The organism is Acidaminococcus fermentans (genome assembly GCF_009696675.1).
Classification (GTDB): Bacteria; Bacillota; Negativicutes; order Acidaminococcales; family Acidaminococcaceae; genus Acidaminococcus.
The window spans coordinates 19,906-46,280 of the sequence record NZ_VULN01000009.1 but is presented as its reverse complement, the minus strand read 5'-3'; the positions used below and the strand labels follow the sequence as shown (position 1 = coordinate 46,280).

The following is a 26,375-nucleotide window of genomic DNA, read 5'->3' as shown; positions in this document are numbered from 1 at the left end:
GGCTCTGGTTTCGTTTCCTACTCCACCTGGCCTATGTAATCCGGGGCCACGCCGTTCCAGTTGTACGCGTTGTTGTTCCACCAGGTACGCCCACCATCGGTCACGTTGCGAGTGTTGTAGGCATTGGCGCAATAAGGCGACCGTCAGCAATCAGCCATGAATTTAAATTTCTCTGCATCAGCCTTTTTCCAGGCGAGGATCAGAGATTTAACTTTTATCAGTTGGGCAGTCCAATTCGCAATGTTTACCCGCTTTTGTGGTCGATCTTCTTTGTCGAGATGGCGCAGGCCATCGAAGAAATTGAAGGCCGTATCCATCAGTGCGGATAATGCTGCGAGGTCAGCCAGGGCTTTTTGCTGGTACGTACGCCGCAGCACTCCGCTCTGATGGTTGTTCACGTAAACAGAATTTGCTCTTGCGATATTTGCTTTCATGTTGACCGCACTCTGCACGATTTCCTGCGTCAAACACCATCTGTAGCGTTTTGGAAATTTAGATTCGTCTGTGCAAAGCTTGATCGTATAGCAGACAAGAGCGTTCGCTTCTACCAGCACAGTCAGCGGCGTACTCTCTCGTTGTGATTTTGGTACTGCCATTCTTTCCCTCCGTCCGCCGCTGTGTGCGGCTGATTCATTGATTATTCGATTCGGCAAGCCGGGGCCACGCCGAACCAGTTGTTCGCGACGTAGTTCCACCAGGTACGCCCACCATCGGTCACGAGGCGAGCGCTGCAGGCATTGGCGCAATAAGGCGACCGTTCCCACCAGTTCCATTCAGTAGATGTTCCTTGCTGATACTTCCTGCGGTTGTCATCTTGTTCAGCATTCGTTCCGGTCTTGCCGTCCCGTCGGAACTTCGTGTAGTAGTCCCAAACTACGGTATCTTCGATATCCTGGATTGTGGATCCTGGATTAGCGTAAAAGTTGTCGCCACCGTTCAGGTTGACCATGGCCGGCAGGAAGAAATAATCCTGCGTCGTGTCGTGGCCACCATTATCACTGACTTTGTTTACGTCGGTGATCAGAGTAGATTTTGCGACAACCGCGAGAAAATCACTGTCAAGGCCATTCATGAACCCTTCGGACGTTGAGTAATGCGGTGGGCGATCAAAGTCGTTTTGCGGGCTCCACCAGCTTCCCGCAGCTCCTTTGCTGTTCAGCCACTGCCGGATGTTAGACTGGCTCCAACGGTTGTAGCCGTAACAGATTCGGTTGGCATGGTTGATGGCCCCGATTGTCGCCAGGTCGGTTCCACCCGTTCCCTCAGTGAGAGTAAGACTTTCGAGGGCCGTAGTATCGGCGGGGGTGGAGTAGGTGCTTACTCCTTTGCTGGCTAGGTCATTACCCCAGTCCATGGTTTTTGTAAAGCAGACCTGGCCGCCCTTTGGAATCACCTTGGTGGTCGTGAACTGGAAGCTCTTCGTCCAGTCAGATTTGGTGCTGTCCGTCCAGTTTGTGTCAGTGATACCAGTGGTCACCGTGGTGAAGTGGTAGTTCCCGGCCGGCAGATCACTCGGAGCCCGGAAAATAGCCTCTCGGATATCGAATTCGTAGGTCCCATCTGGCAGGCAATCATGGGTCTGCAGGATCACATAGTTGCCGCCCGTGTCTTCCACGTCCCCGATGTGGACGATGTCCCAAGTAAGAGTCGCGTTGCCGCGTTTGCACTGCAGCTGGTCCCCTACTGCATAGTAGGTTCGGATGCCTCCGGCACGGCAAAGATTTCGGAACCCCTCCCACGATTTGACTACAGTTTCGCCGGCCGCTTTGAAGTGGCCACGAAGCAGATCATTTTGAGATTCGATTGCTGCCGCAATGCGGGTGTAGTCCTCCCGACGGGGCAGGTTGAAGGTTTTGGTTGCCATATTTCCTCCTATTCGTCAGTCGTTACAATGATATCCAGTCCGCCGTCTTCGGTGTTGACCGCAAGCTGGACACTGTCGGTAATGGCCAGGATTTCCTTTTCCTTGATTGCTTTGGCGGATGCCTCTGCTTGCTGAGCGTACTTTTGGGCTGCCGTTTTGGCATCGGCTGCGGCACTCGCTGCCTGCCGTGTATCAGCAAGATTGGTCTTGAGCTGATCTGCTGTTGATTCATCCCAGACGGTAGGGACGTCTTCATACTTTGTATCGCTGGTCCCCATGTTGACCTTTACTGATGCTTTCCCGTCTGGGTTGGCCACAATGACCATTTCGCCAGGCAGTAATGCCGGGTTATACTTTTCCCAGTTTGACGCAGTGTCCTTAGACATCTGGATTCTTGTATAGCCAACGGGGATATCCCCCATTTTTTCTTCCAGGGCGCTAAGTCTTTCTTCTGTAGTCGCCATGCTGTCACCCCCTTTCGGCCATGGCTGCGGCACCAGCGCAGACAAGGATTCTGGACGCCGTCATTGCTGCCGCAGACGGCCCGACGATATTACTAAAGATGTGGCCATATATAACCTTAGTCTTATAGTAGATTTCGTCCGTTGCAGACTTCTCGTTGCCAGCAGCCTTTGCAGACGCCGCTGCCGCATTGACTAAATTTGTGGCGTTCAATTCCGCCGTCTTGATTATGTCTTCAGTAGTACTCTGGGCTTTTTCCGCCGCTGTTTGAGCATTTTTAGCCGCAGTGGCAGCATTCTCCGCATTACCCGAATCGTCGTTGGCGGCCTTCGCGGCGGCTTGAGCATTTGCTTCACTGTCTGCCGCAGCTTTAGCAGCATCTACCGACTTGACAGCATTGTCCTGGACCAGGGTCACAATTTTTTCCTGGTCTGCCGCTAGTACCACGTTGATTGTGGGCTCACTTGAAAAACTTAGCTGCATTTTAAACGTGGTAGTCAGTGATACGTTATCCCCTTTCCCAGGAACGTAGGTCGGACTGTCCGCGTTGTAAGAGACCGCGTACAAATACTCCGTGTCTCCATCCTGGGCGTATAACCCCAACTCCGTAGCGTTGAACCCAGAGTCAACAGCGTCCGAAGATACAGTAGCGGTGATGGTACAAATAGTTCCATTTTGAGCTTTGCTGGTAAGGAGTGCGGACAGAACTGGGGCCACCAGGGTTGTCTTGCTTGCATAATCCCCCAGGGATTCTACAGTCCCACTGCCCAGCTGCATTTTTGTCAGGTTAAGTGCCGTTCCGGCTTCGGCTTTGGCCTGCAGCTCACGGCCTTTTTCCGTAAGGACGTAGCCAGAAAAAGAATTTGCCATTTCTACCTCCTTATGCTGTTCTCCTCCATACATCTACCACGTAAGCCCGTGGCATGATAGGAAATGGTTCGCCATCGCCTTCAGAAGTGGTCCGGCCGGACCAGGAGCGGCTTGCATTGAACTCACTATAGGTAATATCCCACCATTTGCCAGATTCGTCGAAATCGGCCCCTGGCACAGTGTGGGTCACGTTGCCACCGTTGCCACCTTCAGTTGTGAAAACGCCCCGAACATAGCGATCCCATCTGCCCGTGTGTGTTGGCAGTGGAAGGGAACCCCAGATGTTCATAGTGCCAGGTCCATGGTTATGGGATACCAGCTCCTTGATTTTCATTTTATGCTTGTACTCCCCAACGTATTTATTGGCGGTGCATACAGTGCCATTGTAAGAGCCGCTGGCCATCATGTATACGCCACTGATTTGTTCCCAGGTTCCACCCCACTTATCAGCCGGGTTATAACTGCCGTCCGTTTGGACTACAGTACCCACTGGGAAGACCGTTGCAATGCATTCAGAATGGGTAACGTAAGTATCCATATCAATTTTTACGTTGATATCAGAGGCACTGTCAAAAGTCAAGTAGAACTTTTCCAGGATCATTTTGACCACGCCATTGTCCAAAGCGGGAATGGTCTCAGCTACAGAGGCAGTCGATACAGCAAACAGTGTATCCTCTGCCCCGTCTTCCAGCTTCGCATACAGACCAATGGCCGTAAGCTTATAATCCTTAGACAGCCCCACATTTGTTACGATGCACTCGATTTTGATGGTTTTATCGTCCGTTAGAGTACTGGACGTGATTCCGAAGAACCGTTCGTCCCCGGGAAGCTTCTTCAGGCCGGCAATGGTCAGACTATCCGTAGTATCTGTCATGGCCACCCTGGTAATCTGAAGTACTTTGGCATTTGCCACGTGCTGAGCCAGGATGTTTTTTCCGGCATCCGTCAGCTCGAATTTACTCCATACTGCCACTAAAATCACCTCTGATTTCAATTTCTTCCTGTTCCATTCTTGCGATTCCAATGTAAATCTGGCTGGTGATGCTGTTCGCCGTCTGGTCAGCAGGATAAAGAGTCACCTCTTGCTCCATGACTAACTTTGCGCCGGCATACGTGGTAGCCGGCACAGAGATTTCCTGTTCGATACCATCCAGCCAGGATCTTACATTCTTGCTGTTGGCAATCGCCCGAAGCAGATTCTGCAGATGCATAGCGCTGCCGAGACCCTGTTCCGTTGTAACCTTGAAACGGTAAGGATTTCCTCCATAGTCCTGCCACTCCTTGATTTTCCCGTCAGGAATGACCAGTCTGACTGCCTGTGTCAACGCCCAGGGTGTTCCTTTGTACCGATGGCCCAGGATGGCCGTTTTGACCATGCTGCGCCTTGCGTCATCATCGGCTGCCAGATCGTAGGAGTCTACGTGGAGTTGCCAGGCAAGTAGGTCAATAACTTCAATGGGCAAGGTGTCGATTTTACTGTAAATCAGTGACAACCTTGTGTCCTTATCGATTGGAAAGAGGAAGTTATCCAGTACCTGGCATAGTTCTCGAACGGTCTTATCCCCGCTGATTGACTGCGGGATGATGTTAATCGTTTTATTATCCATCAGCCAGGCCTCCGAAAGTCACCGTTTTGGTGGAGTTTACAGCCAGTTGGCTATCGTCCAAAACCGTAAGTACCGGCTTTGTAATCTGTACCTTTGTGGCCCCGGCATCCACCATTAGTTGGTAGAGTTTCGAAGGATCCACATCCCGTCCCAGGGCAGAACGCTGCCAGGTGATATAATCGGTCACTGCCTGGTCTACTGCCTTTTGGATGGTGGTCACTGCCGCAGCATCATCGGTACTGATCTTGTAAGTGGCCACGATATCGTAGTTGGTAACTGTTGGTTCAATACAGGTCACAGTATCCGTCAAGGGGCGGACCTTTTCGGCACTGCAGATTTCGAGGACACGTTTCCGCAGGTTTTCACCCGGGATCTGGCCGCCGGTTAGCAGCGGTATCAACTGGACTGTACCAGGGGTGGGGCTGGATACCCCTACCGTCATAATGTCGGCAGAGGCACTTTTAGCCCAGAACCGATAGGCCCCATAGCTTCCGGCGTTGGAAAATTTTTCCGGAGCTTCCCGAATCCGTTCCCTATAGGAGTCGTCCGTTTCTTTATCAGACCCTCCAGATGTTTCCGTGATATTGGTGACCTTGGCCACATAAGGCAAGGGATCTACCTGTTCGGTTAAGTATCCGACAGCCAGTCCTTCACCCGCTGTTCCTGTAGCCGTGCATTGGGCGTCAACGGTTCCTGTCAGTTCACCGGCCGGGATGACCAAAGGCTTTTCGGTGGCAAAAAATACACTTTTTTTAGTTCCAGTTACCCGGGTTCCTGCCGGAATAACAGTAGCATCCTGCTGCACTGCAGACAAGGTGTATTGCAGTGTAGTCTCCGCAGCTGTGGCAGGGATTCTGGTGACGTCCAGCAGCGCCCCCAGATGATCCAGGTAATCGCCCTTAGAATAGGCCAGCAGATTCATCTTGCCGGCCTGATCAATCAGGTAGCGTTGCTGGATCAGGACGGCTGCAATACTCAATAGGAACAGCCGCACCGGGTCCCCTTCGGCCAGCGTTCTCCCCGTGATTTCCTGATAGGTATTCAGTACCATATTTTTCACAGTTTCTTCGTCATAATCAGCAAAAGTGACTGTGGGGAGATTGTTAAGATTCATTAATACTCACCTCCACCTTGGGCACCATTTTTCCGTCTTCGTCTCCCGTAAAGCTGATGGTGGTAATAGTGGCCCGTGGTTCATAACGTCGCACTGCCCGAAGGATTTCGGAGGAGATGGCCGCCTGGGCCACCGCCATGGGGCGGTCAAGAAAACTGGCATCGATGCCAAACGCCCTGTCCAGTGGAACGCTGTACATCACTGTGCTGATGATGGTTCTTACGTTCTGCAGGATTTCGGCCCGCACCGTTTTCGGAGCAAAGTCGATGTCCCGAGTCAGAGGGTTTAGGACAAATACTTCACTGGCCATTTGGTATCCACCTCGCTATCGTATTCTTGCATAGTGACGGAGACTTCAGCACAGTAAATGTGTCCGTATTTCGTCCAGTATTTCACCGTTTCGTCCAGACTTTCGATAATCCAGAAACCGGTTCCAACAGGCTTGAATCCCAGGACCAGGGATACCACTTGTCCCTGGTCACGCAGCTTTCGCAGCCGTCGCAGTTCCTGCTTAGGACTGATGCCCTGATCAGCCCTAAGCCGCATCTTGAAACTGATTTTCTCAATATCCGGCCCTAGAAATTCCAGTTTAGGTTTTTGTCCGATCAGGTCATGTTTGGCCCATCGCCCTGTACCGCTCCGACTATAATCGTCGAAGGTACGGATGGTATGGGAAGACACGGTAAAAGGGGTCTGATCCAAAAATCCAATTAACATTTTAGCCTCCTATCGTCACATTTCCGGAGCCCTGGGCCACCGTTCCTCCGCAACTCACAGCATCACCCACACGGGCTGCAGCCTTGCCGTTAATCGTCACGGTGCTGCTGCCTCCGGAAATAAATCCCACATGGGCAGGATGATCCTTGCAGCCATGAGGCTTATAGGAATCTCCCAGTCTTCCAGCCCCTTTACCATTAATCAGGACGTTTTCGCTGGCACTTGCAAGTGCAGTCGGGGCACAAGAATCATGACCGCTGTCCAGGTCACCTAGTCTTGTTGCTGCTGGCATTTTCCCGTCTCCTTTAATTAATAGCCACTTTGGCCCCTTTGATGACAATATTTCCGCTGGCCTGGATGGTGATATTTCCATGATCATAGCGGATGCAGCTGCCATCGGGGAACTGTACACTCCGCACATCCGGGTCATATTCTACCGGCATGCAGGAATCATCATAGTAGGCCCCCAGGATGAACCCAGCTGCCAGACCATTTCCGGATGGATTCATGGTAAATAGGCAGGCCACCGGCGTTCCTACTTCCGGAACGCTATAAGCCTGACTTTTGGAAGTGAAGGGTTGCAGGACTGGAAGCCAGTCGCTGATCAGCTGGTCCTGATCTTCGAAAACGACTTTGGCCCGGCAACTAGTCCCGTCTACTACGGAAATGCGGCCTTTCCGCACCACGTTTTTCAGTTGGCTAGTATCCATTGAGGCACCTCCGGATGTCGATGCTGGTAGTGTACCCGCTCCCCAGGCTGTGTTTCGCAGAAGTGATCAGGTAATTTCCGTCGAAGCTGCCGAACCCCTTGACCTTTACTGTCAGGGATGATAGCAGATTGAAATTTCCCAGGACTTCAAAGGAACCTGTAGTCTCTTCTTTGTTCTTCTCCCGTAGCTTTCTCCTGGCCAGTCGTTCGGCTTCTGCCACACTCTTCACCTGTTCGTTCACCTGGAGGGTTTTTCCCTCTTTCTTAGAGGGATCCTTGTAAGTTGCTTCAATCACGGAACCTTTTTCCCCACTTTTATACTTCACATGGCACGCTTTGTAGGTGTCCCGGATTTTAGTACTGAAGCTACAACTCTTGATCATGGTAATATACATCATGTCAGATTCTTTCACATACACCGTGCCCGGCTTCACCAAGGTGATTTTTGGCGGCACTTTTTCATAGTCCGCTTCATCGAACACCACGAGTTTCTTCTTGTAAATTTTCAGTGCCAGACCATGATCTTTCAGTAGTTTCCACAAAAATACCAGGTCTGACTCTTCGCTCTGCTCTGCCCGGTCCAGTTCAGGGTCATTGGGAGCAGTATAGGACAAGGTCAGGTCGGCGTCCGTGGCGATATCCTTGCAGATGGCCGACAGTCTCACCTTTTCCCAGCTGCGGGATCTCTCCACGCCTCTTAGCTTGTTACCATCCGGGATTGATACGCCCTTGATAGTCATTTCCGCAGGTGCATAGTTATAGCTTATGCTGTCAATCTCGAAATGACCCAGGTCCAGTTTTTTCAGATCAGGTCCAGGTTCATCCCAACCCTGAGTAATCAAAGTCACCAGGAGGGATGCTCTCTTTTCCGGCATCCACGCTCCTTCCCAAAGTCCATTTCTGTCTTCCAGTTTGATTTCCAGATCATCGGCCTGGCCCTCCATGTTGTCCGTATAATCCACGGATTGCAGAAAAGGCAGGATATCGGTACTGATGTCCTTCTTGTTATAAAGGATGGTCGCACTGACCCGTCTGGCATCCAGCATGATCATCGCCTCCAGGGGGGCAGCAGGTCGGATGTGGGCGGCTCATAATCCGGTATGACTACCGTCAGTCCGCCTGGGAGGACCAGTTGGTCTGCCAGGTCCGGGTTCGCATCCAGTAGGACTTTTACGCCCTGCTCTGTGCCATAGGTCCGGTAAGAGATCAGATCCCACATATCCCCCTGAATTGTCGTAAGTGTCTTACTCATAAGCCAGTCTCCTTTGGTTCTGCTGCAGTTCCTGAAGCATCCTTTTCAGTCTGTCCAGGGACTGATCCATGGCATTATTTATCATGGATTGATCCGCATTCCCAGAAATCGTAATCTGCGGAGCATAGTTGACGGAGATGCTTTGGCTGCGGTGGTCACCCGAAAGCGGGAGTGCGCCCAGCCGCCGGCCGGTTTCCTTCCACAGCCCCATAGCCCGTGCGGAGCCATCAATAGGGATAGCTGCTTCGGGGGATTCTTCCGCAAAGGAAGTCATGAAAGCACCTTTCGGGAAAATGCCGCCGCTGGCCAGGTGGATTCCACTGCCCACTACGCTTTTCACGATGTTCACCGTGCCGGTGATAGGATTGGACAGGAAGTTCTTGATAGCTCCCCACTTATCCATGACCCAGTCGTAGGCTTCAGAAAGTTTGCTGCGGACATAGGCCACAAAATTTCCAACCGCACTGATAGCTCCGTTCCACATGCTTTCGAAGAACGCTTTCACGCCATTCCAAAGGCCCATGACGAAAGCATAGGCCTGGCCGAATTTGGCAGTGATCCAGGCAGCAAAGTTAGCCAGGGCCGTTTTACCAGCTTCCCACATGGTAGCGAAGAATTTACTGATAGCTCCCCAATGTGTATAAACCAGGTAGCCTACTGCAATGAGAGCCATAAAGCCCAGGACGATAGGATGTGCGGAAATCAGTGTCATGGCCACTTTCAGTGCCATGAATACCAGCCGCAGGCTTTTCACGACGATCATGACCCCGTGGAATGCCTGTTTGGCCCGTAGCAGGAACACGACCACGCCGTTTCCTACTGTCATAAAGGCTGCGAACCCTACGACCATTCCATACAGGTATTTCACGGCTACGGGGTTGGCCTTGCCCCAATTCGAAACAGCGGTGGCCATTTTGGCCACCCAGGCCGCACCAGAGGCGATGGCAGGAAGCAGGGAGCTGCCCATGGTCACAGCCAGAGACGTGGCTGCATTTTTCAAAAGTTGCACCGCATTGGCCGTAGTCTTGGATCGTTCTTCGAATTCCTTTTCCATGCTGCCTTCGTAACCAGGTTTGCTGACTAGATCCAGATTCTTCTTTAGATTGTCCAGGTTGGACAGCAAGGGTGCGATTGCGCCGATGCTCTCTTTTCCGAAAAGATTTTTAATGACAGCAGACTGTTTTGCTTTGTCCAGTCCTTTGATCGATTCCAAGACAGTCAGCATGGTCTTTTTTGCGTCCTTTTGCATCCCTTCGGCTACTTCACTGGAATTTAGGCCCAGTTCAGCATAAGCCGCAGCCTGTTTTTTCGTGACTGTTTCGCCAGCTGTCAGCCCCAAGATGAAGTTTTTAATGCCCGTGGCTGCCATTTCGGAGTTGATACCGGCACCGACAATACTGGCGCCCATGGCAGCGATATCACCGCTGGCCACGCCGCCGATGCTCCCCAAGGGGCCTATGCGAGTTACCACGTCGGAAATCTGAGATGCGGTAGCGGCCGTTTTGTTCCCCAAATAGTTGATTTTATCAGCCAGGGCAATAACTTCTGGTTGGGACATCTTAAAGGCAGTCCTCCATTTGGACATCATGTCGCCGGCTTGGTCAGCAGTGATATCGAACGCCACGCCCATTTTAGCAGCGCTCTCCGTAAAGGAAAGTAGTTCGTTTCGGGCAATGCCGCTTTGACCAGCCGATGCCATGATCTGGGCAAGGCCCTGGGCCGATACAGGGATACGCTGGGACAGTTTGAGAATATCGTCAGACATCTCCTTGAATTGTTTGGGAGTGTCGAAGTCCACTACTTTCCGCACATCCGCCATCACACTCTCGAATTTCATCGCGCTCTGAATGGGGCCTGATAGAAACTTTGTGGTTGCTCCCCAAGCCATCATTTTCCCCATATATATGGTTGCTAGTTTGTCCATCTGGGCGAAGGAATCCCTTTGCTGGGCGATTCCATTCATCAGACTTTTGGCATTCTTATTCATGGCAATCTGTTGGTTCACCTTCCGGATTGCCGCAGCATAGGTATTAGCAGAGATGGACCCCTGACCGAACGCCTTCATAAGTCCGTTCTGGGTAGCGACAGCCCCCTTGGTATTCTGGTTGACTTTGTCCACCAGTTTCTGTAGAGATAGGACTTTTTTAGATGCTGCAGCAAAAGCAGTCCCAACGGTTCCCGCCATGGCAGCACCAATAATGATCTGGAAGGTCATGTCTCTTCCGGCCATCAGTTCTCATCTCCTTCACGTTCTTCTGCCTGCAGCTGGCTGAGCGCGTCAGCCCATAGGGCCAGCTCATAAAGCGGCAGGTTTAAATAATAGGTCAGCGGAGTACAGGTATCTCGGGCTAGGATCATGACCGTTCGACGGATGTCCTTCGCTCCTATTTTTATCTGTTTAAAAAAGCGGCCACCTGGTTGATGATATCCGTAAATTCGTCAGCAGGATAGTCCAGTAAATCATCCAGGGCGATACCCATAACACTGGCGGCCAGGGCTGCCTGATAGCGCATGGACAAAGAAATAATTGGAGCCATATCACGTTCTGCCCGGGCTTCAGATTCCGCCTTCAGCAGGTCTCTCCCGGTCAACTTGCTCAGGTCCAGGATAACCGGTTTTTTTACCGTTTCAGCTTTCTTTTCCATTTAAATCCTCCAAAAATACAAAGAAGTGACCCCGCATTGGAGCAGGGTCTTTTCTATTAGTTCAGACCAAGGGCATCCCGGACTTCAGACAAATAGTCCACACCGCCTACTTTAGCGATGTAGTTGTATTTGTCGATTTCCACTTCTTCCTTGCCGTCGATGACAATTTTGATGTAAGTGACTTCCAGGTGTACAGTGGTATCCGTCGGCTTGCCCGGATCAGCCTTGCCCAAGTCGTAGTTTTTCGGCACGCCACGCATGACAACACGGATGGGCCTTACAACATACTTCATCTGCTCCGCATCATAGATTTGGGAAGCTCCGCGGAATTCCAACTGTTTGCCGGCCTGGCTGGCCAGAGCCGCGGATTCCGGAGACAAATCGCGGAATTTAATGGAGGCATCCATGGATTTATAGTGTCCCAAAACCGGGGAGTCAATTTCCCCGGCAATCCCGGCTCCTTTCACCGTATCGGTCATAGGCTGCAGCTTGGGTAGATCGCAGTCGGCAGTACCAATCAGGTCTTTCCCATTCTGGTACACCCTGTAGTTAATCAGTTTTTCAGGAATCATGGATTACTCCTTTCTCACTGCTCGAACAGGTTCTGAATATAATTTACATCATATTCCATAACCATATCGATTTCCCGTCCGGCTGGAGGCGGCGTCAGGTAAATGTGGAACCGGACAATCCCATCTTCCAAATCCGTAGTCGGATTTTCATCACTGAGGAATTCAACTCGACCACCCAGGATGACACCCATGGCCGTCAGGCCATTCAGCCAGATGTTGACACTGTCCGCAACGGTTTGGATCAGCCGTTTGGTCACTGGGCCGTCCACCTGGCTCCAGAATGTGGTTACCACTTTGCCATATACCCAATTGAACATTCTCCGGATGGGGATGAAAGCATCTTTGGGATCGGTGGTGCTCGGAAAGCAGCCGGTACGATTCCCCCAGATTTTCAGACCGCCCATGAAGTTGAGACCGCAGACAATTCCCTGTCCATTCAGGTAGTTGGCCTGTTCCGGCCCCAAGATTACTTCCGTACCGTCTTCCAGGCACAGTCCATTACCCTGGGCACTGTGGTTAGAAGGGGAAACGTACGGAATGTCATCATTGTCGCTGTCCACTGTAGCAGCCACTCCCAGTAATTCCGTAGATCCGTGGAACACCTTGTCACCCAGTTTGAAGCAGGGCCACAGCGTAACCTGGTTGGCGCTGGTATAGTTGTTTTGTTTTTTCCAGTCCGGTGCGTCAGAATACTTCTTGACTTCTTTAGTCGAGATATCCGTCAGCGCCAGGGCTCTAAAATGCTCGTTGATGTTGGCTGCTTTGGCCACCATCACGGCCGCAACCGTAGGATTGTCAGACCAGCCGGGGGCCAGGACGAAGCCAGGGATCAGGCCAGTCAGAGGGAACACCTGATTCAGGCATTCCAGCCCCTTGTAAGCACCCGTGTCCGTATCCACCCCGCCGATGATGTCATCAGCCGTTACGGCAGTAGCATCCAGAGCATCGTAAGACACATTGACAGTACCGGTCACGCCTTTGGCCAGGATGGTCAGCACCAGATTGCCGTCGTCATCATGTTCAGCTTCGTAGTCCGTACCTTTGGTCAAACTACTGGTTCCGTCGCTTTTCTTTACTTCCAGAGTATCCACCAGGACAGCATCCTTGATGGTAGCCTGGCCATCGGTCAGAGTAACACTCTGATCAGCGGTATGTTTCTTGTGTTTTTTCGGATCCAGCACGTTCACCAGTACGACCGGACCCCGTGCAAACAGAGAAAATTGAGAATACAGCACTTCACAAAGTGTGTATTTTTTCCAGTCACTGCTGTAGCCGAAAGCCTTCACGGCTTCATCGTAGCTGTAGCAGATTTGGGGCCGATTGGCTGCGGCCGGTTCGGTTGCCAGATGGACCGGGGCCGTACCGAACACCACAGGCAGCCCTGCATCCGTTTCGGTCATGGGCACCACACTGGTGGGCACTTCAGACACATAGACGCCATGCTTATAAGCCATGGATTATACCTCCTTCGCTTTTCGGTAATAGAGAGCCATAGCACTTCCCTTTTTGCTGATTTCTTTGCAGGCAGAAGCATACTGTTCTACCGGTACAAAAAGATACCGGAGCCAGGGATGTTCCATCTGCAGGAGTTTTAGCTCAGGCGGCAAGCCGCCAATCAGGATGCGCCCATGAGGAAGCCGTCCCCGGCTAAGGGACGGCCCTACATAAATCACTTTTTCTTCATTCATATACATACTCCGCTCCAAAGTATTCCGGCTGCCCGATGGAGTACGTGACCTGGATCCGTCCTTGCCAGCTGTCCACAGGCTGCTGAGTCGGGATTTCTCCCTTTAGAGGGAGTTGCAAGCTGTAGCGTTCAGCCAGGATCCGTTTCGCCAGCAGCCGCTGGCGAACATGTTCCATGAAGTTCATCAGGGTCATAAACTCTGGATCTTCGATAGAAAATCCAAGTTCCACCTGGGCACTGCTGTACAGTTCCGGATTATCCGTATCAGACCATTTGGTTACCATACAATAAACGAAAGAAGGCATCCGTTTAGCGCTGGTCCTGGTTTCAGGGAACCCTGCGTATACCGTGATGGGGCCCCCTTTCAAATCCTGCAAAGCCGGGTCATCGGCCACAGCCGCCTCGACTTCTTCCTTTACTGCATCCATTAGAGTTACGAGAGTCATTGCTTCCTCCTATTTGAATCGCCAGGCCAGTTCATGCTCGAATCGGGCCGCAAGGAACTGTTCCCCGTCCTTTTCCACTTCATCGATGACCGCATGGCTTTCCACCATCTGAGGGACAGAGGGGCCACCAGGAGTATGGAGCGGGAAGCGGGCCGGTTGCCGTCGGTGCATAGGTCCTGAAAATCCTGCCGCGTCATTCTGGAACAAGCCTTTTACCGGTTTCAGTCCTCCGGAACGTATTACCTGTACCTTCATGGGACCATTGACCGGTCTTCTGACCACGAATGCAGCTAAAGGCAACTGGCGGCCGGTGGCCGTAATCGTTGCCAGCAGGTTTCCGTAAGAAGGATTGGAAACAGTGAGTGCTCTCTTTACGTTTCCGGATTTCACCGTATACTCCGCCCGGGCCTGCTTGGCCAGGTTCTTACGCACACGGGTCACTGTCCGTTTCACTGCCATATAGGCAGCTCTCTGTACTTTTTTCGGGGCTTCCTCCAAATATTTGGCCACCAGCCCCTGCTGTTCAACACTCATTCGAAGTTGGATCATCGGTCATTCGCCACCAATACCATAGTCACAATTCCGATATCGTCTTTTACTTCCATTACCAGATAGGGTTTCCCGTCCAGCCGGAACAGTTGCCCGTAGACAGGAATCTCTGCCAGGTCTTCCTCTTTGCAATTCACTTCTGCATGGCTGCCATAGAGTTCGAAATATTTCCGGGTCTGGATATTACTTCCCATGGTATAGATGTTGTCCGCGCTTACCTGCTGGACAATGGCCATGGCCTTCTTTCCATCCAGGTCGTGTTCTTCTGCAAATTCGGATCCGCAAAGAAAAACATCCCTATCAGTTTTTACCGTATCCTTGAAGTTCATTTTCTTTTCTGGCCACTCTCTGCCGGAGTGATGACTGCGTCCGTCCCCAGGTCCGGCAGGCCGGCAGCATCGGGCTCCGCTGCAGCTTCTTCGGTGGAAGGTTCCGCGGTTTCATCAACCCGTACTGCCTGTCCGGAACGCAGGAGGCATGCCGCCACAGTGTCGTCCAGTTCAACTACTTCCCCCCGGCCAAAAAGCTTACTGGCCCGGGAAACGTACCCGTATTCTACACGCAACAGCATAGATTATTCTCCTTTCGTCTTGATGCAGGCAAAGTCGTCTACCGTTTCAGGGGCAAGGATGCACCGGCAGTACATGCTCAGTTTCAATTGCTGAGAGTCCTTGCTGGCGTTGAAGTAAGGAACATAGGGATCCGCATAAGTGGAGATGCCTCTTTCGCTGTCATCAACCAGGGTAATAGCCCCATGCAGCTGGCGGCCACGGCCCGGGATACCGATGATCACATCATCGTCACCCAGGAATGGTTTCACAGTGTTGTCATCATCCAGGTAGGTTTCCATGTAGTTGTAGACTTCCAGATTCAGGGAGGCAATCCGGCCAACCAGCATGACCTGCGGAGAAACGATGCGGGGCTGAAAATTGAACATACTCAGGTTGGATGCCAAAGGCACATTCAGGAACTTGAGGATCTGGTCATTGCTCAGCATGTAGTTAGCCACATTCTTTCCGACCAACATCACAGTAGGAACCATACCAGCGTTTTCCTGGATTTTCAGGCTGGCATTGCGGATATCATCATAGATGGTGGCGCCCGCTTGGTCCCAAGTAGTAGCAGGAACGATTTTCTGATCCCAGCCATAATCAACGGTATCGGTTACAGCTTCCTTGCCGTCGTCGCCAAAGCCCTTGATTACGCATTTACCAGTGGTCAGAATGTCCGCAGCCATCTTGTTTTTCCGGTTCTGTACCATGTTCAGCAGTTCTACCAAGTCCCGGGCCTGCATTTCGTCTGCGCGCTGGGCCGGGGTTTTGGTGGAAGAAATGTTTTCGCCGAAGCTCCGGGTCTGCAGCATTTCAGGATCGATGACGCGGGAAGGTCCCATCATGGGCGGGGTATAGATCTGACTCTTGAAGTCATCACGATCAACGATTACGCCTTTGGCACCGCGCACGATGAAGGGTGCAAGACGCCGTTGGCCTTTCCGGAAGTGGACTTCAATGTTGGTGCTGTAGGAAGTGGCAGGTACCAGAGGGAAAAAGGTATCAACCAGAGTGGTCGCAGAGGGTTTCATCCGTTCAACGGCTGCAATCAGAGAAGTAGTATCGCGAAGATCAATCATTGCTCTTCCTCCTTATTTACTGGTGGTCAGGTAGATCCCGGCCTTTTTCAGTTCTTCAGCATGGGCAGCCACAGTGTCGCCACTGGCCACAATCAGTGCATTGGCATTGAAACGGCCAGAAGTATAGCAGGTCACTACGGTGGCCTTTGTATCAATGTCATTGGCCACAATCGCGGAGGCCACGCCGGTTTTGATGGTGGCTGTAGCTTTGCCGTCGTCGCCGATTGTCACCAGGGTGCCCCGTTTCAGAGCGGTACCCGCAGTGACTTGATAGTTGGCAGTCAGCACATGGACTTCAGGGCCACCAGCCAGCTTATCAGTCGCAATCATTTCAGATTCATAAATTGCCATAGTCAGCCTTCCTTTCTAGCGGCCAGTCCGTTGGCCAGATTGACGATTTTTTCGATTTCGGCCTGTTTCTTTGCTTTTTCCAGATCCTGGGGCGCAGCTTCTGCCGGCTGGGCTTTGACGCCCGTGGCACCAGACTGCATTTCGTCCTTGATCAGGGCAGCCATCTGTTCCAGTGCGGTATTTTTCGGCTGTACCTTGGCTACTGCATCCAGGTACGGTTTCAACGCTTCCGCATCAGTCCCATGGGCTTTGGCCACATCCACCAGAGCGTTCACGTATTCGTTGTCACCCTTCAGGGCGTCCAGCGTGGCCACACGATTTTTCTCGTTTTCTTTGGCTTCGCTCACTGCATTCAGGACTTCCTGTCCATCCGCAGTACCAAAGAAAGCCTTGATCTGTTCCATCAGGCTTTTGTTTACTGCCATCTTGTTCCTCACTTTCTTCCCGGCTGTCAGTTTGTCCAGGATTTCTTGTTTATGCTTCACGATTCCGGGCATTGCCTGTCCATTGACCACCAATACTGCATTATCCGTTATAGAGGCCGCAACCCCGAAATCGTCGATATCATCGATGAACCCTTTTTCCTGAGCCTCCTGTGCCGTCAGCCAGGTTTCGTCATTCATCATATCCTTGAGTTCCTGCTCGTCGGTTTTCCCATTAGTGCGAGCCATGTAGGCTGACAGGATGGATTCCTTTACCTTTGCCAGCATCCCCTGGACCTTCTGCAGGTCTTCTTCCGTCATGGAGTCGCATAGCATAACGGATGGATTATGGATCATAAACAGCGCATTTTCCGGCATCACGATTTTGCTGGCTGCGCAGGCCACAACCGTAGCAGCACTGGCGCAGATGCCGTCGATATGACACTCCACATCTCCGCTATAGCTTTTCAGGAGGCTGTACATAGCCTGGGCCTGAAACACATCCCCACCGGGAGAGTTAATCCGCAGCAGCAGATCTTTACCTTCTAGGGTCTGCAGGTCTTGGGCGAACCCTCTGGCAGAAGTCATGCTGTCATCACCCAGCCATTCTTTCCAGAACTCAGCATTGGCGTTGATTTCTCCATAGAGTAGAATTTCTGCTCTATCAGATCCAGCCTCGTTCTTGATCTGCCAAAACTTTTTATGCATTTTCATCACCTTTTTCTTCTTCATCCATCTTGACCGTTACCGGACTGGCCAGTTTCAGCCCCAGGCCCTTCATGTATTGCTGTTCATAAGCCAGTTCTTCCATGTTTGCCTCGAAGTCGCTGCCAGTCATTTCCGCAGCCTCTCGTTCCCTTGTAGAGAGCCCGAAGGCCACCCGCAGAGCGGACCCTTCTGCATCCTTCACTGGATCCAGGATGCTCATGCTGGGTCCAAACCAGTCTGCCGTACTCCAGGCTTTCCGGATCAGCGGATTTTCGAAGAATCCGGGGGCCTCAACGCGTCCGGTCGTAACAGCTTCCATCAGCCAGGTTTCGTAGATTGGTTGACAAAAGTCAGAGGCAAACCAGCTGCGGCGCGTTTTAAATTCCTGTTGGGCCTGCAGCAGTGCAGCACGAGAAGCACTATAACTGGAATTGAAGTTCTTGAAAAGAACTTCGTAGGGGATGTTGACTGCGGCTGCAATCCCCTTTTCCAGATGCGTCATATAGCTGTCGTATGCCGTCTGAGCGTTGGCGCTGTCCACTGTTTTCACATCCACCCCCTTGGGCAGAGAGTTCAGTGTGGCCGGGCCCAAACGGTAATAGCCAGGATCAACCACACCCTGTTGACCATCTTCACCGTCCTGCTGATAGGTATCCGGCAGGATGTTCTCCACGGTATTGTTGGCGGTGGTATTGACGAAGAACACGGAGAGGAAGCTGCGGATTACTGCCGCAGTCAGTTCCGCATCGCAGTAGCGTCCCACCTGTTTCAAGTTTTCCAGGACAGGGGCCAGATAGGGAGTCCCCCGGTACTGTTCTGCCCGAATGTCGTGGCAGATTTGCAAGATGTTAGGGGCTCCGCTCCGGTCTCCGAACGCTTTCACTCGAGTCCAAGTAGTCATCCCGTCCAGGGTAACCATGTCTCCGGGCACATTGTTAGATACCCAATAGGCTTCCAAAGATCCGTCCGGGTTGATTTCTACGCCGTTTATGATATGGTTCCCGTTTTGTGGGTTGATTTGTTCAACACCATAGGAATTCACAGCATTGTAGAAGGAGCCGCTGCCCAGTGGGTTACTCACACGGTTGGCCTCGAGAAGCTGGATTCGGAGAGTATAAGGGAAGTTGTCCGTCGGTGCTTTACGACGAAACAGTGCGAAGCTGTCTCCATCGGTTAAATAGATGCCATAGGCGATATTCTGTAATTCGTAGAAGTTGTTTCGGCGAAAAAGATCACAGTCGCGGGATTCTGCCCACAGCTTGAATTCCTGAATCGTATGCCGTTCCCATTCCCGTGCGTAATCTGGGGATACTCCCAGTAGCTTGTAAGGGATTCGTGGAAACAGCTTCAGGCCAGCGCCAACCGTGTGCATTACGCTGGTCATGATAGCAGCGGATCCAATCGGTGTATTGATGACCTGGTCAGCCGCCCGGTTCCGTAGAGTTACCAGATTGGCATCGATGTCGCTTTTAGCTGACAGTCGCTGCGGATGCCAGGATTTCAGTGCATCCTTTTGCCAGGATGCCCCGCCATCAGAATAGCCAGAGTTGCGGACGGTCCTGGTGATTCCAGCCGGCGATCTGATCCTGGATTTGATGATTTTCTTTTTTCGTTTCATCGGATCCGCCTCCTTAATCCATCAACACGACTCTGCGGGCATGGCCGGCTTGATCAGGAGTATCACCTGCCAATGTCGCACCACCCGCCACCAGACGATTGATTTCTGCCTGGATAGCGGAAAGGCTGGCCCGGGTCAGAGTTCTATTGCCAATAGTGTAGCTTTGGCCTGTCAGCACCGCTTTTTCCGCTTCCAGGTACATTTTCAGTCTCTCATTCTGTACTTGACTCATGGCTTTCCCCCATAAGAAAAGACCGCTATGCAGCGGTCTTCACCATATACTGACTGACGCCGACATGCGGCGTGGTTTCTTTTTTTTCGGTTTTGGCTTGAAGGCTACTTCTGGTTCTACTTTTCCCTCCCGGATATTGGTAAGGGTTTCGTCCAAGGCATCCCAGTTCACGTTGAGGCTTTGCATGCAGGCCAGATTATAGTTCCGAAGGTCCAGAGGCTCATTTCTGACACCTTGGGTGGTTTCCCATATCTCCCGCAGCGTTCCGTTTCGTCTGACTGTCTTTCGGTGTTCGGAGATCAGACCGGCAAAATAGCGCCCATCATAGCCCCGATTGCTCATGATGCCAGGTTCGTCAATCGGGTAATGGAAATACAAAGGACCGGGGCTTTTGACCCCAATCCGGTTCATGATTTCCTGCTTCCCGTCATCTACCCCTAAAATGACCAGGGGGACGGAACTTGAATATTTACTTTTGGCGAGTTTCCCATTGTAGAGGGGAATCCCAGCCCCCGCCCGTCCAATGATGGGCAGGCGGGCTTTTGCGTAGTTTCGCTCACAGTATCGGACCACCGCGCCGGCATAGTGGCCACCGGCATCGATCATGGTCCTTCGTACCTTCAGAGCGAAACCATCTTTAAATTTGTATTCCCGGTCCAGGATTTCATCCAGGGCATCCCAGGTGCTTTTCCTGTTTGGAGGGCTCAAAATTACACCTTTCCAGATTCCCCAGCTTTCCTCTCCCTGGCCCCAGCCGCAGACTTCATATTCCAGACGGTTGTCTTGAGTATCTACGGCCGCAGTAAGGAGTAGGACCCCTTCGGGGAGTTCTGCCCCGTATTTTTCCCGGCGCTGCATGAGGAAATCAGAAGAATCGAATGCCCTGGCTGCTTTGTAACTCTCCCCGAACCGCGTGTTCATAATGACTTTTTCCCGTTCCGGATCCCCTTTTGCTTCCAGCCATTCTTTCATAACGGCCGTCCAGGAAATCCAGGGGGAAGAAAAAGCATTCAGGAAAAAAGACCTACAGCCGGTTTTGATGGCTGCCGGATTCTGGGCCACGTATTTTTGCGGTGCGTCCTTCATCTGTCGTTCACTGAAGGCGAATCCGCAGTCGGGGCATCTCCACTTAACATCCCGTACCAGGTATGTCCGGCGGCCCTGGATTTTTCCCATCTCTACTGCATCCGGTTCCATTTGGGTATATTCCAGTTTGTGGAACTCCCCGCAGTTCGGGCACTGATGCTGCCATTCCTCCCGAGTACCAGACAGATAAGCTACATCGATACGGCTGGCCCCGTCCAGGGTAGGTGTGGAAAAGAGCCCACGCACATAGTTCCAGAAAGTGGTCTGTCGTTTACTGGCCAGATCCACAGGGTCACCTTCCTGGCCTGCCGATGCGGGAAACCGGTCCACTTCGTCACAGAGCAGGACACGGATGGGCCGTGATGCCAGGCCGGCAGGAGAATTGGCGCCGGTCATGATCAGCCGACCACCGGGAAACATCTTGCTCAAAATCGTGTTATTGGAGTCCCGAGTTTTCACGTCGCTGAACAGGCCGTTCAAGACTTTGGTGTCTCGCAGCATAGGAGCGATCCGGCTCTTGGAAAAGTCTTCCGCCATTTCAATGGTGGGCTGCACCATCATAATGCTGCAGGGGTCCAGGTGTGCATATCTGCCAATTACGTTGTTCATAATGTCGGATTTTCCAATCTGGCTGCAGGATTTCACCACAACCTGGTGGATTCCTGGCTGAGTAAAGGCGTCCATGATGTCGCGCTGATAGGGCGCCCGGCTGGTCTTCCACCGGCCAGGTTCCGCTGAAGAGTCCGACAGCATCCGATAAGTATCCGCCCATTCTGAAACTGATGTTTTCGGTAGCGGCTTCAAGCCGTGCTCGGATACATATGACCAAAGGGCATCAGCTGTCTTCATCTTCGTCACCTTCTTCCAGGGCATCCTCGATGAAAAGATCAGGCTTGTAGCTGGCTAGCTCGGAGAGTTTCTCTTCGATTTCCTGTGTCATGGTGGTGTAGATTTCTTCCTTGCTTTTCTGTTCCAGTATGGGTGCCAGCTTACTGGGCAAGCCTAAAAGCTGTGTTCGAAGGTTACTGGCCATTTCAGTCATAACCAGCTCAACTGTCCGGGCGTCGTACACATTTCCCTGCATTTTTGCCAGCTTCAGCTCTGCGATTTCCCGCTTTGCCTTTTCATGGCGGGCGCGTTCTGCCATCAGATCAACATCTTCTTCAGAGTCGCCACCGGCTTTGGAATTAAAGAAGTTCCGAAGAGAGGCAACGACCAGTACAGCCCCGTTTGGATCTGAGTCATCACGAATCACGATGCCTTCTGTAATCAACTGATTCACACGACCAGCCGTGATTCCGAGGGCCTTCCCCAATTCCGTTTGTGTCGTGGAGAGGGACTTTAGACCTTTTGAGATTTTCACCACAATCACCTCCGGATTTGAGTTAACCTTATATTTAGAGTCGAAAATTTTTCACATCTGGTTCGTTTTTGGGGTTCGAAAGACCCGCGGCGTTTCCGTTAAGCTAGAAGAACCTAGTCCCTCCGCTTTTCCCAGTCACTTGGCTGTACGTGTGTATAGGACACTTGCTCGCTCATGGCCGCCGCAGCTGCTGTGCTGAGTCAGCAGGCCGGTGAAGACAATGAGGGCGGGCAGCACTGGCTGCCAAGAACTCCGGCCGGCTGACTCAGCACGCAGATACGGCAAGAGCCGCCCGGTTAGAGGCGGCTCTTGCTCAGGAGGTTCCCTGCACAATGTGAATTACATTGGGTAATAACCAGAATGAAGCATCGCATGGACTTCATCGGCACTGATTACAGTGTATATGATACCATTCATGCTGCTGGTTTTGTTGTGTTATTCCTGGCTATTTTGTGCTATATTGTTTGAATTTCACGGAATCAAGAAAACCCGGAAATCGAGTAGCCAGTAGGTATCCGAAATCCCCCACGGCTAGCGGAAGTAAATGGCGGCAATAATCGTCCGACTTATGCACAATGGCTGCGATTTGCTTCCAGCTCCTGTGATTCACGATACGTAACAGCAGTACGCTCTTCGATAGCCCGGGTTCCAGCTGCGCGATTAGCTTCCTGGCTTCCTCACGCCACTTGATCAGTTCGTCCCATTCGGCATCCAGCTGGGCTTCCACTTCCAAAAGGTTGGCCACCTTGTCGGACAGGTCCATAGGCTGGCCGCCGTCCACCCGGTCCTTGCTGGTATCCACGCTTTTAAGGTGGGTCATGTCCTCGTGGATCTTGCGGATCTCATCTTCCTTGCAGACGATATCAGATTGAAGATCATAGATCCGCTGCAAAAACTCTGCGGCCGTCATAAGCAGCCTCCAAACATCCAGGCACACAGGACGACAAACGCCAGGGTGGAAATCACGCCCAGCACGGCCGCCTCCCAGTAGTAATGATTCATTGGTGTTCCTCCTTCCGCTTTCTCCTTTTCGGTTCTGCCGGATATCTGCTTTTCAGTTCCTGCAGACAATGCCAGGAACATACTTCGATGCTACTGGATTCTTTTCCCCGCGGCCTGAACTTGTATACCCAGTTCTGCCAGGGATACACCACATACCGATGATGGCAGATGGGGCATTCCCGTTCTTTGGTCATCAGCTCCCCGGTAAAATTTCCTGTTGCTCCCATGACTACTCCCTCCTTGCTCGTTCCAGGGCCCGATAGGCCAGCCGGCTGCATTTTCGGATGCAGTAGTATTCGTCGTTGCACTTTCGCACCAGCTGGCCGAATTCATCCCGCATCCAGTGCCATCCACCAGGACGGAGAGGGCGGCCGCAGTAAGCGCACCGTCCCTCATAGGGTTCCACCTTCCGTACCAGATTAGGGAATTCCCTGGCAAAATCATCCGCTAGTGGATTGTAATCGCATCTTCTTTTTCTTCTGTGGTTCTTCCGTCCCAATGGAGTCGCCCCCTATCTGTAGATTTTTCCCGTCCGGATGTTCTTCAGCACGATTCGTTCCTGCACGGAGAAGCCCGCTTCATTGAAGATGGCTTTTGCCTGCCGCAGGGCTTCCTCCATGGCTGCCGTGTCCCGGGCGTCATAGATCTTTCGGATCCTGTCTTCCATGGTCTTGATGACAGTCCCCGCCGTTGGATCCTGATAGTGTTCCTCATTCCGCAGCACAGTCACTGTAGTCTCCCCCTTCCCGTATTATCGGTGGTCAGCATCTCCGCCCAGCCACAATGTGCTGAGAATGAGTGTGGCCACTGCCGCCCCGAAAAAACAGCCCGCAATGAACATCATGATTTTTCTCCAATCTCAAGCTCAACCGGAATCACAATATCTTCCAACGGATTAGGAAAAACACCGTTCTGCATGAATTGCAGCGGAGCTTCCATTGCTTCCCTGATTTTTCTTTCTAAAATTCTCGGGAGATAATTCCTCAAAAAAACTAGCCGCCGATTATATTTCAGCCTCTTGTAATCACTATAAGAGCATTGAGCCCTGAGCATCATTCTGCCTCTGTCATTCATTGCTGACCCTCCTCTTCTTTCCACGGAGCTCTGCCCAGGCATTCAGCCTCATATTCCGTTCCAACAACAATCAACTCTGCATTAGCCACTTCATCTTCCAGAGCGTTTCCAATGGATGGATCATCCGGTGCCACTACGCACCATTGTCCAGATTCTTCGTCCCACATCACCAGATACAGATTTTCATCATCGGAATTGAGTATGTCCCCTTCGTAGATGTCTCCGGCCGTTTTGGTTGTGAAACCCGTATACTGACCAACGGATTGGGGCTGTACTACATACCGATAATTGCTTTTATCAACAATCATCGTCCCTGATTCTCCCACATGCTTCAAGTCGCCATACACCCAGCCTTCTTTTTCATAGCTCCATCCACGGAATCTTATCGTTCTCATTTCTCTTTCTGTGCCTCCCGTTTCTCCACGTCATCATGAGCTTCCAGCAGAATTTTTAGCCATAATGCATGGCCAAACTCATCGATTCCATACCAGCGGCCGCTCTCTAACCGATACGGTTCAATCCAATGCACTTCCCAGCGCTTCCCGCTTTCCGTGTCGAAGATAATGTCTCTATCAAAGATTGGTTCCCCTTTTGTGGTTCTATACCCCGTATAGGATCGTTTGCCGCCAGGAGAAGGAAGATACCCTTCTTCATCACCTTCCGCCTCGTTTTCTTCTTCCATCCAGTTCAGATCATCCGCAATCTGTTCTGCGATAAGCTCTTCATCTCCCTGAAAATTTTTGGGCAATGGCAGTACGTAGTCAAGCGGGCACATGGTATTAATGCGATAGAGGCAGCCATACATGTAGTACCATTCATCATAGATGTTATACATGCCGATTTCACGCTGCCGTTGATTTTCCTCTTCCTGCCAGTTCAGCGAGTCTGCAATTCTTTGAGCCAGCCCGTGGCTTCCCATATCCACCGGAATCATGTAGCCACGACTATTTTCGTCATGGCACGCCCGCCACACATAATTCCCGATTGTGAACCATTTACCCCATTTTCTCATTTGGGAGGCCTCCTTTTATCATTTCATAAAAGTCTATATCATTCATTGGGCAGCGTTTCATCTCTTGTAATGGGAAAACGCGGCCATCGCATTCTTTTTTCTCATAGATGCAGCAGCTAACATGGTATTCCTTTGCCGGGAAATCTGGTACAGGAAGGTTTACATGGTATCTGCAATAATCGCAGAATGGATGGTACATCAGTCATTCGCCTCCCGCTTCTCGACACGCATTTCGTACCGGGCTCGCACCAGGTCCCGCCGCTTGTTTTTGAGCGCCGTCAGCTGCTTATCCAGCTTGTACATGGCATTTTCCGTCACATCCAGAGGATTGCAGCCGTCTTCCATCAGCCTGGCATATTGGTAGGCCGCCAGGGCCGCAATCTTTTCGGCCTCCACCCCGATGGCCATCAAGGCCGCCCGGGCGTTGATCATCGTCGTCATCTTACTCATTGTTCTGCCCCCTTGATTCTGTCCCACCACCGGACGATCTTTTCCGGATTGATTTCCAGATCACAGCCCAGCAGCCAGGCCCGGTACAGCATGTACTTCAGATTTTCCATCAACTTCCAAAGTACATCCTGCCTTTTTTCAACTGTCCTGTTCTTTGTCCACTTTTCTGCCCGGATCAGTTTCAGGGCGTTAAATGCCGCACTGCCGGCCAGGATGCCCACCGTTCTGCCGACGCCTTTCATGTACAGCAGATTTTGTGTGGCTTTCTCGTTTTCCGGTGCCGGTACTCCATCGTAGATGCCCATCACATGCATCACATTCAGCACATCGCTGATCTCTTCCTGCAGATTACCTTTCAGCCCAGTGGTGGCCGCAGCCACTTCCAGGCACTCTTCTGCCAGCTGTTCCAAAAGGTCCCGCCGGCTCAGCCGGATACGGATCAGGTAGGTGGCCCGTACCACTTCCCATTCTCTCGGAGATTCCATGTCGCTCATTCCTTGACTCCTTTCAGCTTGGGGTTGATTTTATATACCGGATCCCCCGGCGGGATCGTGCGGATAGTGATATCCACCTTCGGGTTCTCCTTGCTGATACCCTCAATATGGCTATTCCCGTAGTCCACAATCAGCCCATCGTCCTGGATGATACCTGCCTCCTGCAGGATGTCACTGGTTGCCTGCAGCAGCCCCACCAGATCCGGCCAGCTCTGCCGATTTGGCATCCAGTAGTGGCAGGTGACCGCCATGGCGTAGGGGATTGGCTCGCGGCCGGAAGGATCCAGACCCTGTGCCCGCATCTGCTGTTTCAGCTGCCAAAGTGCCGCCTGCGCATAAGCCTTGTAGGATGCCGACGGTAGCAGTTTTCCCCGGCCGGCCCACCGGCTGGAATTCTTCTTCGTGATGGGTCTCCCTTTGATGATAAAGACGTACACGT

Annotated in this window: 39 protein-coding genes; all 39 read right to left on the bottom strand. The window is 51.9% G+C overall.

Going from position 1 to position 26,375, the window contains the following annotated elements:
• Positions 1 to 143: 143 nt before the first annotated feature.
• The 39 genes from FX155_RS07225 to FX155_RS07035 all read right to left on the bottom strand — a co-directional run bounded on the left by FX155_RS07225 (position 144) and on the right by FX155_RS07035 (position 26,373).
• Positions 144 to 596, bottom strand: coding sequence for a four helix bundle protein (locus tag FX155_RS07225; RefSeq protein WP_154488245.1), 453 nt, complete (start codon positions 594 to 596; stop codon positions 144 to 146).
• A 41-nt stretch (positions 597 to 637) separates the two neighbouring features.
• On the bottom strand, positions 638 to 1,864 hold the full coding sequence (locus FX155_RS07220) for a DUF6273 domain-containing protein (RefSeq protein WP_154488244.1): 1,227 nt from the start codon (positions 1,862 to 1,864) through the stop codon (positions 638 to 640).
• 8 nt (positions 1,865 to 1,872) lie between these two features.
• On the bottom strand, positions 1,873 to 2,328 hold the full coding sequence (locus FX155_RS07215) for a hypothetical protein (RefSeq protein ID WP_229778477.1): 456 nt from the start codon (positions 2,326 to 2,328) through the stop codon (positions 1,873 to 1,875).
• 4 nt (positions 2,329 to 2,332) lie between these two features.
• Positions 2,333 to 3,196: a phage tail protein gene (locus FX155_RS07210; RefSeq protein ID WP_195839632.1), complete on the bottom strand. Its 864-nt coding sequence runs from the start codon at positions 3,194 to 3,196 to the stop codon at positions 2,333 to 2,335.
• A 10-nt stretch (positions 3,197 to 3,206) separates the two neighbouring features.
• The gene (locus tag FX155_RS07205) at positions 3,207 to 4,190 is read right to left on the bottom strand and encodes a phage tail protein (protein WP_195839631.1); all 984 of its coding nucleotides are present in this window, start codon (positions 4,188 to 4,190) and stop codon (positions 3,207 to 3,209) included.
• Positions 4,153 to 4,803 (bottom strand): phage tail protein I, encoded by a 651-nt coding sequence (locus FX155_RS07200; protein ID WP_154488241.1) that lies wholly within the window; start codon positions 4,801 to 4,803, stop codon positions 4,153 to 4,155. Before FX155_RS07200 ends, FX155_RS07205 begins: the two co-directional genes overlap by 38 nt.
• Positions 4,796 to 5,917, bottom strand: a complete 1,122-nt coding sequence (locus FX155_RS07195; RefSeq protein WP_154488240.1) for a baseplate assembly protein — start codon at positions 5,915 to 5,917, stop codon at positions 4,796 to 4,798. Before FX155_RS07195 ends, FX155_RS07200 begins: the two co-directional genes overlap by 8 nt.
• The gene (locus tag FX155_RS07190) at positions 5,907 to 6,227 is read right to left on the bottom strand and encodes a GPW/gp25 family protein (RefSeq protein WP_154488239.1); all 321 of its coding nucleotides are present in this window, start codon (positions 6,225 to 6,227) and stop codon (positions 5,907 to 5,909) included. Before FX155_RS07190 ends, FX155_RS07195 begins: the two co-directional genes overlap by 11 nt.
• Positions 6,203 to 6,634: a phage tail protein gene (locus tag FX155_RS07185; protein ID WP_154488238.1), complete on the bottom strand. Its 432-nt coding sequence runs from the start codon at positions 6,632 to 6,634 to the stop codon at positions 6,203 to 6,205. The genes FX155_RS07190 and FX155_RS07185 overlap by 25 nt, the downstream gene beginning before the upstream one ends.
• A 1-nt stretch (position 6,635) precedes the next feature.
• On the bottom strand, positions 6,636 to 6,926 hold the full coding sequence (locus FX155_RS11745; protein ID WP_154488237.1) for a PAAR domain-containing protein: 291 nt from the start codon (positions 6,924 to 6,926) through the stop codon (positions 6,636 to 6,638).
• Positions 6,927 to 6,939: 13 nt separating this feature from the next.
• Positions 6,940 to 7,344, bottom strand: coding sequence for a phage baseplate assembly protein V (locus tag FX155_RS07175; protein ID WP_154488236.1), 405 nt, complete (start codon positions 7,342 to 7,344; stop codon positions 6,940 to 6,942).
• Positions 7,334 to 8,389 (bottom strand): phage late control D family protein, encoded by a 1,056-nt coding sequence (locus FX155_RS07170; protein ID WP_154488235.1) that lies wholly within the window; start codon positions 8,387 to 8,389, stop codon positions 7,334 to 7,336. The genes FX155_RS07175 and FX155_RS07170 overlap by 11 nt, the downstream gene beginning before the upstream one ends.
• Before the next feature lie 2 nt (positions 8,390 to 8,391).
• Positions 8,392 to 8,595: a tail protein X gene (locus FX155_RS07165; RefSeq protein WP_154488234.1), complete on the bottom strand. Its 204-nt coding sequence runs from the start codon at positions 8,593 to 8,595 to the stop codon at positions 8,392 to 8,394.
• Positions 8,588 to 10,825 (bottom strand): phage tail tape measure protein, encoded by a 2,238-nt coding sequence (locus FX155_RS07160; protein WP_229778476.1) that lies wholly within the window; start codon positions 10,823 to 10,825, stop codon positions 8,588 to 8,590. The genes FX155_RS07165 and FX155_RS07160 overlap by 8 nt, the downstream gene beginning before the upstream one ends.
• A gap of 160 nt (positions 10,826 to 10,985) precedes the next feature.
• A complete protein-coding gene (locus FX155_RS07155) occupies positions 10,986 to 11,240 on the bottom strand; it encodes a hypothetical protein (protein ID WP_154488233.1) in 255 nt (84 codons plus the stop codon).
• Positions 11,241 to 11,296: 56 nt separating this feature from the next.
• Entirely contained in the window at positions 11,297 to 11,812 is a 516-nt protein-coding gene (locus FX155_RS07150) for a phage major tail tube protein (RefSeq protein WP_154488232.1), read from the bottom strand.
• A 14-nt stretch (positions 11,813 to 11,826) separates the two neighbouring features.
• Positions 11,827 to 13,266 (bottom strand): phage tail sheath family protein, encoded by a 1,440-nt coding sequence (locus FX155_RS07145; RefSeq protein ID WP_154488231.1) that lies wholly within the window; start codon positions 13,264 to 13,266, stop codon positions 11,827 to 11,829.
• A 3-nt stretch (positions 13,267 to 13,269) separates the two neighbouring features.
• Positions 13,270 to 13,500 (bottom strand): hypothetical protein, encoded by a 231-nt coding sequence (locus FX155_RS07140; RefSeq protein WP_154488230.1) that lies wholly within the window; start codon positions 13,498 to 13,500, stop codon positions 13,270 to 13,272.
• Positions 13,493 to 13,945, bottom strand: a complete 453-nt coding sequence (locus tag FX155_RS07135; protein ID WP_154488229.1) for a hypothetical protein — start codon at positions 13,943 to 13,945, stop codon at positions 13,493 to 13,495. Before FX155_RS07135 ends, FX155_RS07140 begins: the two co-directional genes overlap by 8 nt.
• Before the next feature lie 9 nt (positions 13,946 to 13,954).
• Complete coding sequence (locus FX155_RS07130) at positions 13,955 to 14,494, bottom strand: hypothetical protein (RefSeq protein WP_195839630.1); 540 nt, start codon at positions 14,492 to 14,494, stop codon at positions 13,955 to 13,957.
• Entirely contained in the window at positions 14,491 to 14,823 is a 333-nt protein-coding gene (locus FX155_RS07125; protein WP_154488227.1) for a hypothetical protein, read from the bottom strand. The genes FX155_RS07130 and FX155_RS07125 overlap by 4 nt, the downstream gene beginning before the upstream one ends.
• Complete coding sequence (locus FX155_RS07120) at positions 14,820 to 15,065, bottom strand: hypothetical protein (RefSeq protein WP_154488226.1); 246 nt, start codon at positions 15,063 to 15,065, stop codon at positions 14,820 to 14,822. The genes FX155_RS07125 and FX155_RS07120 overlap by 4 nt, the downstream gene beginning before the upstream one ends.
• Before the next feature lie 3 nt (positions 15,066 to 15,068).
• Positions 15,069 to 16,124 (bottom strand): major capsid protein, encoded by a 1,056-nt coding sequence (locus FX155_RS07115; protein WP_154488225.1) that lies wholly within the window; start codon positions 16,122 to 16,124, stop codon positions 15,069 to 15,071.
• A gap of 12 nt (positions 16,125 to 16,136) precedes the next feature.
• Positions 16,137 to 16,475, bottom strand: a complete 339-nt coding sequence (locus tag FX155_RS07110; RefSeq protein ID WP_154488224.1) for a hypothetical protein — start codon at positions 16,473 to 16,475, stop codon at positions 16,137 to 16,139.
• 2 nt (positions 16,476 to 16,477) lie between these two features.
• Positions 16,478 to 17,605: a head maturation protease, ClpP-related gene (locus FX155_RS07105; RefSeq protein WP_195839629.1), complete on the bottom strand. Its 1,128-nt coding sequence runs from the start codon at positions 17,603 to 17,605 to the stop codon at positions 16,478 to 16,480.
• Positions 17,598 to 19,223, bottom strand: coding sequence for a phage portal protein (locus FX155_RS07100; RefSeq protein ID WP_154488222.1), 1,626 nt, complete (start codon positions 19,221 to 19,223; stop codon positions 17,598 to 17,600). The genes FX155_RS07105 and FX155_RS07100 overlap by 8 nt, the downstream gene beginning before the upstream one ends.
• Before the next feature lie 13 nt (positions 19,224 to 19,236).
• A complete protein-coding gene (locus FX155_RS07095; RefSeq protein ID WP_154488221.1) occupies positions 19,237 to 19,455 on the bottom strand; it encodes a DUF6148 family protein in 219 nt (72 codons plus the stop codon).
• A gap of 39 nt (positions 19,456 to 19,494) precedes the next feature.
• Positions 19,495 to 21,294, bottom strand: coding sequence for a phage terminase large subunit family protein (locus FX155_RS07090; RefSeq protein ID WP_229778475.1), 1,800 nt, complete (start codon positions 21,292 to 21,294; stop codon positions 19,495 to 19,497).
• 82 nt (positions 21,295 to 21,376) lie between these two features.
• Entirely contained in the window at positions 21,377 to 21,904 is a 528-nt protein-coding gene (locus FX155_RS07085; protein WP_326831120.1) for a hypothetical protein, read from the bottom strand.
• A 445-nt stretch (positions 21,905 to 22,349) separates the two neighbouring features.
• Entirely contained in the window at positions 22,350 to 22,814 is a 465-nt protein-coding gene (locus FX155_RS07080) for a DUF1492 domain-containing protein (protein ID WP_154488219.1), read from the bottom strand.
• Between the two features lie 88 nt (positions 22,815 to 22,902).
• A complete protein-coding gene (locus tag FX155_RS07075; protein ID WP_154488218.1) occupies positions 22,903 to 23,133 on the bottom strand; it encodes a hypothetical protein in 231 nt (76 codons plus the stop codon).
• 2 nt (positions 23,134 to 23,135) lie between these two features.
• Positions 23,136 to 23,405: a hypothetical protein gene (locus tag FX155_RS07070; protein WP_154488217.1), complete on the bottom strand. Its 270-nt coding sequence runs from the start codon at positions 23,403 to 23,405 to the stop codon at positions 23,136 to 23,138.
• 12 nt (positions 23,406 to 23,417) lie between these two features.
• Positions 23,418 to 23,636, bottom strand: a complete 219-nt coding sequence (locus FX155_RS07065; protein ID WP_154488216.1) for a hypothetical protein — start codon at positions 23,634 to 23,636, stop codon at positions 23,418 to 23,420.
• Between the two features lie 110 nt (positions 23,637 to 23,746).
• The gene (locus FX155_RS07060; protein ID WP_154488215.1) at positions 23,747 to 23,980 is read right to left on the bottom strand and encodes a hypothetical protein; all 234 of its coding nucleotides are present in this window, start codon (positions 23,978 to 23,980) and stop codon (positions 23,747 to 23,749) included.
• Positions 23,977 to 24,375, bottom strand: a complete 399-nt coding sequence (locus FX155_RS07055; protein WP_154488214.1) for a YopX family protein — start codon at positions 24,373 to 24,375, stop codon at positions 23,977 to 23,979. The genes FX155_RS07060 and FX155_RS07055 overlap by 4 nt, the downstream gene beginning before the upstream one ends.
• Positions 24,372 to 24,992: a hypothetical protein gene (locus FX155_RS07050; RefSeq protein WP_154488213.1), complete on the bottom strand. Its 621-nt coding sequence runs from the start codon at positions 24,990 to 24,992 to the stop codon at positions 24,372 to 24,374. Before FX155_RS07050 ends, FX155_RS07055 begins: the two co-directional genes overlap by 4 nt.
• A 198-nt stretch (positions 24,993 to 25,190) precedes the next feature.
• Positions 25,191 to 25,442, bottom strand: coding sequence for a hypothetical protein (locus tag FX155_RS07045; protein ID WP_154488212.1), 252 nt, complete (start codon positions 25,440 to 25,442; stop codon positions 25,191 to 25,193).
• The gene (locus tag FX155_RS07040; RefSeq protein WP_154488211.1) at positions 25,439 to 25,936 is read right to left on the bottom strand and encodes a hypothetical protein; all 498 of its coding nucleotides are present in this window, start codon (positions 25,934 to 25,936) and stop codon (positions 25,439 to 25,441) included. The genes FX155_RS07045 and FX155_RS07040 overlap by 4 nt, the downstream gene beginning before the upstream one ends.
• On the bottom strand, positions 25,933 to 26,373 hold the full coding sequence (locus FX155_RS07035; protein ID WP_195839628.1) for a RusA family crossover junction endodeoxyribonuclease: 441 nt from the start codon (positions 26,371 to 26,373) through the stop codon (positions 25,933 to 25,935). Before FX155_RS07035 ends, FX155_RS07040 begins: the two co-directional genes overlap by 4 nt.
• Positions 26,374 to 26,375 lie beyond the last annotated feature (2 nt).

Coding starts and splice junctions, on each gene's coding strand:
- FX155_RS07225 (WP_154488245.1), bottom strand. CDS start 596: ATGGCAGTACCAAAATCACAACGAGAGAGTACGCCGCTGACTGTGCTG.
- FX155_RS07220 (WP_154488244.1), bottom strand. CDS start 1,864: ATGGCAACCAAAACCTTCAACCTGCCCCGTCGGGAGGACTACACCCGC.
- FX155_RS07215 (WP_229778477.1), bottom strand. CDS start 2,328: ATGGCGACTACAGAAGAAAGACTTAGCGCCCTGGAAGAAAAAATGGGG.
- FX155_RS07210 (WP_195839632.1), bottom strand. CDS start 3,196: ATGGCAAATTCTTTTTCTGGCTACGTCCTTACGGAAAAAGGCCGTGAG.
- FX155_RS07200 (WP_154488241.1), bottom strand. CDS start 4,803: ATGGATAATAAAACGATTAACATCATCCCGCAGTCAATCAGCGGGGAT.
- FX155_RS07195 (WP_154488240.1), bottom strand. CDS start 5,917: ATGAATCTTAACAATCTCCCCACAGTCACTTTTGCTGATTATGACGAA.
- FX155_RS07190 (WP_154488239.1), bottom strand. CDS start 6,227: ATGGCCAGTGAAGTATTTGTCCTAAACCCTCTGACTCGGGACATCGAC.
- FX155_RS07185 (WP_154488238.1), bottom strand. CDS start 6,634: ATGTTAATTGGATTTTTGGATCAGACCCCTTTTACCGTGTCTTCCCAT.
- FX155_RS11745 (WP_154488237.1), bottom strand. CDS start 6,926: ATGCCAGCAGCAACAAGACTAGGTGACCTGGACAGCGGTCATGATTCT.
- FX155_RS07175 (WP_154488236.1), bottom strand. CDS start 7,344: ATGGATACTAGCCAACTGAAAAACGTGGTGCGGAAAGGCCGCATTTCC.
- FX155_RS07170 (WP_154488235.1), bottom strand. CDS start 8,389: ATGCTGGATGCCAGACGGGTCAGTGCGACCATCCTTTATAACAAGAAG.
- FX155_RS07165 (WP_154488234.1), bottom strand. CDS start 8,595: ATGAGTAAGACACTTACGACAATTCAGGGGGATATGTGGGATCTGATC.
- FX155_RS07160 (WP_229778476.1), bottom strand. CDS start 10,825: ATGGCCGGAAGAGACATGACCTTCCAGATCATTATTGGTGCTGCCATG.
- FX155_RS07155 (WP_154488233.1), bottom strand. CDS start 11,240: ATGGAAAAGAAAGCTGAAACGGTAAAAAAACCGGTTATCCTGGACCTG.
- FX155_RS07150 (WP_154488232.1), bottom strand. CDS start 11,812: ATGATTCCTGAAAAACTGATTAACTACAGGGTGTACCAGAATGGGAAA.
- FX155_RS07145 (WP_154488231.1), bottom strand. CDS start 13,266: ATGGCTTATAAGCATGGCGTCTATGTGTCTGAAGTGCCCACCAGTGTG.
- FX155_RS07140 (WP_154488230.1), bottom strand. CDS start 13,500: ATGAATGAAGAAAAAGTGATTTATGTAGGGCCGTCCCTTAGCCGGGGA.
- FX155_RS07135 (WP_154488229.1), bottom strand. CDS start 13,945: ATGACTCTCGTAACTCTAATGGATGCAGTAAAGGAAGAAGTCGAGGCG.
- FX155_RS07130 (WP_195839630.1), bottom strand. CDS start 14,494: ATGATCCAACTTCGAATGAGTGTTGAACAGCAGGGGCTGGTGGCCAAA.
- FX155_RS07125 (WP_154488227.1), bottom strand. CDS start 14,823: ATGAACTTCAAGGATACGGTAAAAACTGATAGGGATGTTTTTCTTTGC.
- FX155_RS07120 (WP_154488226.1), bottom strand. CDS start 15,065: ATGCTGTTGCGTGTAGAATACGGGTACGTTTCCCGGGCCAGTAAGCTT.
- FX155_RS07115 (WP_154488225.1), bottom strand. CDS start 16,124: ATGATTGATCTTCGCGATACTACTTCTCTGATTGCAGCCGTTGAACGG.
- FX155_RS07110 (WP_154488224.1), bottom strand. CDS start 16,475: ATGGCAATTTATGAATCTGAAATGATTGCGACTGATAAGCTGGCTGGT.
- FX155_RS07105 (WP_195839629.1), bottom strand. CDS start 17,605: ATGCATAAAAAGTTTTGGCAGATCAAGAACGAGGCTGGATCTGATAGA.
- FX155_RS07100 (WP_154488222.1), bottom strand. CDS start 19,223: ATGAAACGAAAAAAGAAAATCATCAAATCCAGGATCAGATCGCCGGCT.
- FX155_RS07095 (WP_154488221.1), bottom strand. CDS start 19,455: ATGAGTCAAGTACAGAATGAGAGACTGAAAATGTACCTGGAAGCGGAA.
- FX155_RS07090 (WP_229778475.1), bottom strand. CDS start 21,294: ATGCTGTCGGACTCTTCAGCGGAACCTGGCCGGTGGAAGACCAGCCGG.
- FX155_RS07080 (WP_154488219.1), bottom strand. CDS start 22,814: ATGACGGCCGCAGAGTTTTTGCAGCGGATCTATGATCTTCAATCTGAT.
- FX155_RS07075 (WP_154488218.1), bottom strand. CDS start 23,133: ATGGGAGCAACAGGAAATTTTACCGGGGAGCTGATGACCAAAGAACGG.
- FX155_RS07060 (WP_154488215.1), bottom strand. CDS start 23,980: ATGAATGACAGAGGCAGAATGATGCTCAGGGCTCAATGCTCTTATAGT.
- FX155_RS07055 (WP_154488214.1), bottom strand. CDS start 24,375: ATGAGAACGATAAGATTCCGTGGATGGAGCTATGAAAAAGAAGGCTGG.
- FX155_RS07050 (WP_154488213.1), bottom strand. CDS start 24,992: ATGAGAAAATGGGGTAAATGGTTCACAATCGGGAATTATGTGTGGCGG.
- FX155_RS07045 (WP_154488212.1), bottom strand. CDS start 25,442: ATGAGTAAGATGACGACGATGATCAACGCCCGGGCGGCCTTGATGGCC.
- FX155_RS07040 (WP_154488211.1), bottom strand. CDS start 25,936: ATGAGCGACATGGAATCTCCGAGAGAATGGGAAGTGGTACGGGCCACC.